6 protein-coding genes are annotated in these 8,962 nt (G+C 71.3%); 2 read left to right on the top strand and 4 right to left on the bottom strand.

Annotated features, from left to right (window positions below; translation table 11 throughout):
* Window positions 1-202: 202 nt before the first annotated feature.
* The 3 genes from CCL05_RS33320 to CCL05_RS33310 are packed head-to-tail and all read right to left on the bottom strand — an operon-like array spanning window position 203 to window position 3,259.
* Window positions 203-796: a TetR/AcrR family transcriptional regulator gene (locus CCL05_RS33320; protein ID WP_086564386.1), complete on the bottom strand. Its 594-nt coding sequence runs from the start codon at window positions 794-796 to the stop codon at window positions 203-205.
* A gap of 28 nt (window positions 797-824) precedes the next feature.
* On the bottom strand, window positions 825-2,489 hold the full coding sequence (locus CCL05_RS33315; protein ID WP_086564385.1) for a class I adenylate-forming enzyme family protein: 1,665 nt from the start codon (window positions 2,487-2,489) through the stop codon (window positions 825-827).
* On the bottom strand, window positions 2,486-3,259 hold the full coding sequence (locus CCL05_RS33310; RefSeq protein WP_086564384.1) for an SDR family oxidoreductase: 774 nt from the start codon (window positions 3,257-3,259) through the stop codon (window positions 2,486-2,488). The genes CCL05_RS33315 and CCL05_RS33310 overlap by 4 nt, the downstream gene beginning before the upstream one ends.
* 197 nt (window positions 3,260-3,456) lie before the next feature.
* Here CCL05_RS33310 and CCL05_RS33305 point away from each other — a divergent pair, with 197 nt between their 5' ends.
* Window positions 3,457-4,692: an exo-beta-N-acetylmuramidase NamZ family protein gene (locus CCL05_RS33305; protein WP_086564383.1), complete on the top strand. Its 1,236-nt coding sequence runs from the start codon at window positions 3,457-3,459 to the stop codon at window positions 4,690-4,692.
* Window positions 4,693-4,797: 105 nt separating this feature from the next.
* Window positions 4,798-6,114, top strand: a complete 1,317-nt coding sequence (locus tag CCL05_RS33300) for a serine-threonine protein kinase (protein WP_086564382.1) — start codon at window positions 4,798-4,800, stop codon at window positions 6,112-6,114.
* A gap of 19 nt (window positions 6,115-6,133) precedes the next feature.
* On the opposite strand, the gene CCL05_RS33295 is transcribed toward CCL05_RS33300, so the two are convergent.
* A complete protein-coding gene (locus CCL05_RS33295; RefSeq protein WP_086564381.1) occupies window positions 6,134-8,932 on the bottom strand; it encodes a penicillin acylase family protein in 2,799 nt (932 codons plus the stop codon).
* Between the last annotated feature and the right edge of the window lie 30 nt (window positions 8,933-8,962).

Below are 8,962 nucleotides of genomic sequence, written 5' to 3'. Positions count from 1 at the left end.
CGGCCTCGTCCTCAAACGCCGGACGGGCTGGGGGACGTGGTTCAGGCCGGCGCTTCAAGCCCGGTCGCCCCGGTCGGCCGGTTCTCCGGACGGGCGGGGGGTCGCTGCGCTTGGTGTTTCGAGCCCGGCCTCCTGGCCGACCGATTCGGGTGGTGGGTGGGCATAGGCCGGGGGTCCAGGGGGCGGAGCCCCCTGGTCGCGTCTACGGGCGCAGGGCGCGCAGCAGTAGGTCCGCCAGGTGGTCGGCTACCTGCTGGGGGCTCATCGGGCCCTCGGGGCGGTACCACGTCGACAGGTGGTGGACCGAGCCGAAGTGGTAGTCGACGACCAGGTCCGCCGGCGTCGCCCTGGAGAAGACGCCCGCCTCCTGGCCCTCCTCGACCAGCGCGCGGAAACGCTCGTGGTAGCGGCGGCGCTCGGCGCGGACCTGCTTGTTCTTCTCGGGGCTCAGGTGGTGCATGGACCGCCAGAAGATCATCGCGTCGTCGAGGTTGTCGATCGTCGTCACCACCACGTCCGCGGCCGCGGCCCGCAACCGCTTCTCCACGGGCTCGTCGGCGCCCGCGACGGCGTCCAGTCTCTCCTGCTGGATGCGCAGCACGCGCGCGTACACCTCGTGCAGAAGGTCGTCCTTGGAGCCGAAGTAGTGGTACAGCGCCCCCTTGGTGACCCCGGCCGCCTCCACGATCTCCTGCACCGAGGTGCGGTCGTAGCCCTGCTCGGCGAAGAGCCGGGTGGCGGCGGCCAGGAGCCGCTGAGGTACGGGGGTGCCGTCCGAGTCCGTCGTCCTGGGCACTGCCGCCACCTGCCTTTCCGTCCTGCTGTCAGTTGCCTTGCGTCCGGGAACGCAGTTCCCGACGGAGGATCTTCCCACTGGCCGTCTTCGGCAAGTCCGGCAGGATCTCCACCTGGCGCGGGTATTTGTAGGCGGCCAGTCTCTCCTTGCAGTAGGCGGCGAGTGCATCCGGGTCCGTGTCGGCGTCCGGGCGCAGGCTGATGTACGCCTTGACGGTCTCCCCGCGATACCCGTCCGGCACGCCCACGACGGCGGCCTCGCGCACCGCCGGGTGCGTGTAGAGCACGTCCTCGACCTCGCGCGGCCACACCTTGAAGCCGGACGCGTTGATCATGTCCTTCTTGCGGTCGACGACGTACAGCCAGCCCCGCTCGTCCATGAAGCCGATGTCGCCGGTGCGCAGTTCGCCGCCGGGGAACGTCTGGGCGGTGGCGTCGGGGCGCCGCCAGTAGCCGGGCACGACCTGCGGCCCCCGGACGACGATCTCGCCCTGCTCGCCGAACGGCACCTCGGCGCCGTTGTCGTCGACGATCCGTACGACCGTGTCGGGGCCGGGAAGGCCGACCGCGAGGGTCCCGGAGACGGGGTCGACGGGCGCCTCCAGACCGGGCGGCACGGAGGCGCACGGCGCGGTGCACTCGGTGAGCCCGTAGCCGTTGCGGATGTACGGCCCGAAGCCGGCCCGGAACTTCTCCACCAGCGCGGGCGGCAGCGGGGCGCCGCCGGAGGAGATCACCCGGAAGGAGGAGAAGTGGTCCCGGGTGACGGACGGGTGCGCGGCCAGCGCCATGAACGCCGTCGAGGGGCCGACGGTGTAGTGCGGGCGGTGCTCGGCGAACGCGTCGAGGACCACTCCCGCCTCGAAGCGGTACGCCAGTACGAGCGTGCCCGCGCTGCTCAGGCAGGCACCGAACTGGCAGACCATGCCGGTGATGTGGAACAGCGGCGCCAGTGCGAAGTAGACGGGCCGCTCGGGCAGCCCCAGGCCGGTCCGCTGCCGCTCGGCGTTGTACATGATGTTGCCGTGCGTGTTGGTGGCGCCCTTGGGGGTGCCGCTGGTGCCCGAGGTGTAGCTGATCAACGCGATGTCGGAGGGGCCGGGGTCCCGGTCCTCGGGCGCCTTGTGCCCGGCCCGTGCCACGGTCACCAGGTCGTCGGCGTCCGGGGCCTGCGGAAGCCGCTCGAAGGTCAGCACGCGCGCGTCGCCCCGCGTCTGGAAGTCCAGCTCGCACCCGGTGAGCACGATCCGCACGGGCGAGTCCGCCGCCGTCGCGCGCAGATACGACTCCCACGCCCGGTCCGAGCAGATCAGCGCGGCGACCTCGCCGTCGCGCAGGACGTGGGACACCTCGCCCGACTTGTACATCGGGTTGACGGGTACGACGATCGCGCCCGCCTTCCAGGCGCCCAGCAAGGCGAGCACGAAGTGCGGGGAGTTCTGGAGCAGTACCGCGACCCGGTCACCGCGCTCCAATCCGCGCGCGGCGAGATGCCCCGCGACGGAGTCGCTGAGCTCGTCGACGTCCCGGTAGGTCAGGCGGCCGTCGAAGTAGGCCAGGGCGTCGCTGTCCGGCGTCTCGGCCACGGCCCGGCGCAGGGCGTGCACGAGGGAGCCGTCGGGGCTTATCGCGCCCTTCTGGGCGTCGTTCAGCAGGTCCAGCCAGGGTTTGGCCGCGTAACGGGACTCGGTCACCGGTTCTCCTCCCACTGCTGCTGGATGCGGTTCATGCCGGTCAGCCACCGGTCGGGGTCTCCGGCCCGGGCCTGGTGGTACGCGGCGACCTCGGGGTGCGGCAGGATCAGGAAGCGGTCCTCCTCGATGCCCTTCAGCAGGGCGTCCGCCACGGCCTCCGGCTCGATCGCGGTCGGCTGGAGCACCAGGTCGCCCGCGCTGCCGGTGGCGGCCAGCATGTCGGTGCGGACGCCCTGCGGGCAGATGGCGTGGACCTTCACACCCCGGTGCCGGTAGGTCAGCGACAGCCACTCGGCGAAGGCGAGGGCGCCGTGCTTGGTGACGGCGTAGGGCGCGGCGCCGATCATGGTGAGCAGCCCGGCGGCGGAGACGGTGGACACGAACCGGCCGTCGCCCCGCTCCAGCCATGCGGGCAGCAGCTCCTGAGCGGCCCGGACATGCGCCATGACGTTCACGTCCCAGGAGGTCGCCCAGGCCTTCTCGTCCAACGCCTGACCGGGATCGATGCCGTCGAACGCGACACCGGCGTTGGCGCAGTACACGTCGACGGTCCCGTCGAGCGCGTCCCGGGCGTCGGAGACGATCGCCGAGGCTTCCCCGGCCACGGCGATCCCGCCGACCTCGTCCGCGACATGCTTGGCCCGCTCGGCATCCAGGTCATTGACGACGACCCGGGCCCCCTCGGCGGCGAACCGCCGGGCCAGCGCGGCCCCGATCCCGCCACCGGCCCCCGTGACAACGACTCCGGCCCCTTGAAAGGCTCCCACCATCGGTCTCCTCAAAACGCGGCTCAGCAACGGCGCCAGACTAACCGGTCGGTATGTACCAGGGAAGGGGTGCCGGCAACGCCCCTGAAAGGGGCGCGGGGAACTGCGCGATCAACCACAGGCGGCCCGCAGCCTCCCCACAGCCCGCGGGAGCGCTTACCGTGCCCATGCCGACCGTCCCCGCTGAAGGAGGTCACCCCATGCGCCCCTCAAGACGAGCCTTACTCACGGCGGCCACGGCAGCAGCCGCCTCAGTCACACACACCGCAGCAACAGCCCAGCCCCACCGACAACTCCGCACCGGCTTCGAACGACTCGCCCACGACGGCTACGCCCTCCTGGCTGGTCAGAAGGTCGGCATCGTCACCAACCCCACCGGCACGACCCGCGACGTCCGCCACATCGTCGACGTCATGCACGCGGACACCCGAGTGGATCTCAGGGCCGTCTTCGGCCCTGAACACGGCTTCCGCGGCACCGCCCAGGCCGGCGGTACCGAGGGCCGCTACGACGACCCGGCGACCGGCCTGCCCGTCTACGACACCTACCTCAAGAGCGGCCGCCCGCTCGCCGACATCTTCACCGCGTCCGGCGTGGACACGGTCGTCTTCGACATCCAGGACGCCGGCGCCCGCTTCTACACGTATATCTGGACGCTGTACGACTGCATGGAGGCCGCCCAGCTCGCGGGCAGGCGATTCGTCGTCCTGGACCGGCCCAACCCGGTGACCGGCCGGGCGGCCCTCGGGCCCGTCCTGCACAGGGAGTTCGCCACGTTCGTCGGGCGGCAGCCCATCGCCCAGGCCCACGGGATGACCGTCGCGGAGCTGGCACGGCTGTTCAACGGGGAGTTCCTGACCGCCCCCGTACCGCTGGAGACCGTCACGATGTCGGGCTGGAAACGCTCGGACTTCTACGACGCCTCCGGACTGCCCTGGGTGCCGCCCAGCCCGAACATGCCGACGCCGGAGACGGCCCTGGTGTACTCGGGGACCTGTCTGTTCGAGGGCACGAACCTGTCGGAGGGGCGTGGCACGACCCGGCCGTTCGAGCTGCTCGGCGCCGAGGGCATCGACCGGCGCTGGGCCGCCGCCGCGAACGAACTCGCCCTGCCCGGCGTGCGCTTCCGGGAGGCGTACTTCTCCCCCACGTTCTCCAAGTTCCAGGGCCGGACGATCGGCGGTGTGCAGGTCCATGTGCACGACCGGGGCGTCTTCGATCCCGTACGGACGGGGATCGCCCTGCTCGTGACCGCCAAGAAGGTCTGGAGCGGCTTCGCCTGGCGCCCGGACAACTGGATCGACAAACTCACCGGCTCCGCGCGCGTGCGCACGATGATCGACGCGGGCGCGGACACCGACGAGGTCGTGGCGGGGTGGCAGGAGGAGCTGACGGTGTTCCGAAGGACGCGGCGGGAGTACCTCCTCTACCGCTGAGCGCGGCACCGCGCGCCCAATGCGCCCGTGACATATGGCCAAGCTCCCCCGTTGGCAGGACGATGCGCCACATCGCGCGTCACCCGGGGGAACAGGGGGCCTGTCATGGCGGATCCGGCGATGAGTGTGAGTCCCTACTGGGAGCTGACCTTCGACGCGGACGGGGACCCGGCGGGCCGCGGGCGCGACCGGCTGCTCGCCGGGGTGACCGAACGGAAGGTGCGCGACCTGGTCGTCTTCGCGCACGGCTGGAACAACGACCGCTCGGGCGCGACCCGGCTCTACGACCGGTTCCTCGCGCCCGTTCCGAGGCTGGCCCCGGCGGCCCGGATTGGGTACGTCGGGGTGGTCTGGCCGGCGATGCGGTTCTCCGACGAACCGATCCCGGACTTCCCCCGGGCCGTGGCGGCCGAGGCCCCCGGGCGCCTGGTGCTCGACAAGGACACGCGGCACGCGCTGCTGGAGTCCTTCCCGGGCCGGGCGATCCTGGTCGAACAGATCGCCCGGTTGCTGGAGCAGAAGCCGCCGGAGGGGGCCGAGCTGGAGGAGTTCGGGCGGCTGGTGCGGCTGCTGGTGGAGGTGGTGGCGCCCGGACCGCAGGCGCTGTTCGCGGCGGACACGGTGGCGGAGGGCGTGCCGCAGAGCGAGCCGGAGATGCTGGCCGGATCCTCGGCGGCGGCCTGTGAGGAGTTCGCACGGGCGCTGGCGGACCTCGACGCGCCCGGCGCGCGACAGGGGTTCGGCCTCCCCAACCCCTGGGACGGGGCGCACGAGCTACTGCGGCAGGCGACGTACTACGCCATGAAACGGCGTGCGGGAACCGTCGGCGAGCGCGGTCTCGGACGGGTCGTCGGGCAGCTCGCGAAGGCGGCGCCGGACGTGCGCGTGCACCTCGTCGGGCACAGTTTCGGTGCGCGGCTGGTGTCGTTCGCGCTGCGCGGCCTCCCCGAGGGCGTGCGGACGGTGAAGTCGGTGACGCTGCTCCAAGGGGCGTTCTCGCACTACGCGTTCGCGGCCCGGCTGCCGCACGACGCCCGGGCCGGAGGGGTGCTCCAGGGACAGCAGAACCGCGTCGACGGTCCCGTGGTCTGCTGCCACTCCCGGCACGACTCGGCCCTGGGCACGATGTATCCGCTGGCCTCCCGTATGGCGGGCGACAGCCGGTCGGTCGCGGGCCTCGACATGGGGCGGGTGCTGGGCGCCAAGTGGGGTGCGATGGGCTACGACGGGGTGCAGGCGGTGCCGGGCACGCGCGCGTACACCCTCGCCGAGGCCCTGCGGGCGAAGCTGCCCGGCTCGGGATGCGTGAACGTCGACGCGGCGGCGGTGGTCAGACGCGGTGGCCCGCCCGCCGGCGCGCACAGCGACATCCTGCACGAGGAACTGGCCCGGCTGGTGCTGGCGGCGGGCCGTATTCGCTGACCCGCCGCCTGCTCTCGGGTCACCGGTGTGAGGTGAACTCCACGACCTGCTGGTAGGTCGGCCGGTTCTGCCAGCTGATCTTGCCGTGCTTGATGCCGCCGAGGGTGCGGTGGATGACCGAGTCGGCGCACCACTGGTCGCCCGCCGAGCACTGGTCGTCGCCGGGGTAGACCTGGGCCGCCGTCTTGCCGGCCGCCTCCTTCAGGGTGCCGACCAGGGTGTCACGGCAGGCGCCGAGGTCTCCGCCGCCGCAGTACTCCCGGGCCAGCGGCCCGCGCACCTGCTCGCCGAGCACGGCCCGGATGTCCTTGTCGACGTAGCTCCACCAGCCGTACTGGAAAGAGCTTCCGGCGTGCGCCCCGGTCGGGCCGTGGGAGGCCGACGGGGACTCGTCGACGGGCAGGTTGGCGGTCATCGCCTCGAACAGCTCGCTGCCGAGGCCCGGTTCGAACTCGGCCTTCACCAGCAGCGGCCACCAGGCGTCCAGGATGCGGATCGCGTCGGCGTCGGCGTACTTCTTGGATCCGGCCGAGGTCTCCGTGCGCTTGCCGCCCGCGGCGACCCACGCCTGGAGCTTGCTGACGGCGGCCGCGGCCGTGGGATCGGTGACCGGTGAAGTGTTCACGACCTTCAGCAGGTCGGGTAGGACGTCCTCCGCCCGCAGGTCGGCCGTGGCCGCGTCGGCCATGGCCTTCACCAGCGAGGCCCTGGTCACCCCGCCCTGCCGGACCAGCTTCTTCACCCGGTCCTCGAGGAGGTTGCCGCGGTGCACGGACCCGTTGCCCCAGGGCGCGGTCGTGTAGTCCTTGGCCTGCTTGTTGTTCCAGGAGATGTAGTAGTCCTGGTCGATGGAGTTGGGGTGGGCGGAGGGCGGGGTGTAGTCGGCCGTGTTGGTCGCCGGGTCCCAGCCCCGCCACTCGTACGCCGGCCGGGCCCACACCGGGAACTCGGCGTCGACGCCGTTCGCGCGCACCGGGTTGTCGCCGCTGTTGTAGTACGCGGTGTGCTCGGAGTCGGCGTAGAACCAGTTGAAGGTGTAGTTGATGTGCTGCACCGCCTTCTGGAACGACTCGGGGCCCTTCACGTAGTCCGGGTCGTTCAACATCTGGAAGCCGATGATGGAGTCGGCCTCGTGCATGAAGGACGAGCGCAGGGTGGTGTAGGCGACCTTCTTGCCGCCGACCGTGCCGCGATACTCGACGGGTCCGTACTTCGTGCGCCAGACGCGCATCGTGTACGAGCCGGCCGCGGTGCCGTCGGCGACCGTCGGCTTCCAGGCGTTCTTCTGCTCGATCTTCTCCATCGGCGTGCAGGTGCCGCGGTACAGGTAGTGGTGGTCGTCCTGGCACAGTTCGACGGCGTACGTGTCGATGATGTCCTGGCCGGAGGTGGTGGCGCTCCACGAGTAGTCCTGGCCGCGGCCGAGTTCGACGTACATGCTCAGGCCCGCGAAGGAGGCGCCGCGGGCGCTGATGCCCGGGCCCTGGAGCTCCTGGAGGAGCAGCAGCTGGGGGGCGAAGTAGCCGGTCTGCGGGCCGAACACGGCGACCGGGTGGCCGCTGGCGGTGTGCTCGCCGCCCACCACGAGGGCGTTGGACATGCCGCGCCTGGCGGACGACAGGGCCGACTTGGCCGCCTCGCCGGACGCGCCGGTGGCACTGGCCGTGGCGGCGCTGCCGGTGCGGTCGTAGACGAGCGGCTCCGGCTTCACCGAACCGGCGTCCGGCAGGGCCGTGCCCTGCGGGTCGTCCGGCTTGGTCGCGTACGGGAAGCTGCCGTCGCGGACGGTGAGGACGGCCTCCGGGTCGTTGCGCTCCCGGAACGACTCCCAGACCTTGGTGCCTTCCGCCACGCCGTACTTCTCCTGGGCGGCGAGCAGGGAGAGCGCGTTGTTGACCTCGCCTCCTCCGCCTGAGCCGAACAGCGCGCCGATGACGGACCCGAGCGCGACCATGTCGGTGATCTTGAAGTGCTCGATCTTCCCGGCGTTGGTGACTGAGTCCTTGTGCCCGGTGAGGACGTACTCACCGGGGAAGTACCGGCCGCTGTCGGAGGCGTCGATGTAGGCGTTGATGCCGTCGAGGTAGGCGTCGGCGTCGGCGAGGGCCTGCTTGCCGCGCTCGCCGTTGGTGGCGACGGCGTTGTCGATCTGCGCCTGGAGATCGGCCTCACTGTAGGGCGCGTGCCGCCAGAACTGCTGTTCCAGGCCCTGGTTGGAGGGCGCGCCGCCCGCGAAGGAGGTCACCTGTCCCCGTCCGACGTGCCGGAAGACATCCATCAGCCACAGCCGGTCCTGGGCGGCGGCGTAGCCGGCCCCGAACTCCGTGCCGTACCGGGTGGTGCCGGTGATGTGCGGCACACCGGTCTTCTTGTCCCGGACGATCGTCACGTCACCGCGCCCGGCGGGTTTGACGGTGGAGGCGACCTGGTCCGCCGGGACCCCGAACGACGCGTCGTTGAAGAAGTTGTTGATCTTGTCGTTGGTGAGGCCGGTGTACCCCTTGGCGAGGTCGGCATACGGCCCGAGCTGGTCCTCGGCGTGCTCGGGCTGGGTGCCGAAGGCCTGGTTCAGGAGGACCTGGGCCAGGGTGGCGTTGCCGTTCTGGCCGGGCGGGAGGATGTCCGAACACTGGTTGCCGCAGTGGTCGTTCGCCGCCAGCGTGGCCTGCGCGGTCCCCGTCTCCGAGGCGGCCGCCTGTGACAACGGCGACAAAAGACCCGCGATCAGCGCGCATACCGATGCGGTCTTCAGGAACCCGGGGATTCCGCGGGGAGTTCTCATTCTGTCGAGAACGGTGCGTGGGTTACGCCGTGGCATGTGGGGGGCTCCTCCCGACGGGGGGTGGGC

This window comes from Streptomyces africanus (assembly GCF_002150735.1).
Lineage (GTDB): Bacteria > Actinomycetota > Actinomycetes > Streptomycetales > Streptomycetaceae > Streptomyces > Streptomyces africanus.
Note: the sequence above shows the minus strand (reverse complement) of the source record. Positions and strands in the feature narration are given on the sequence as shown.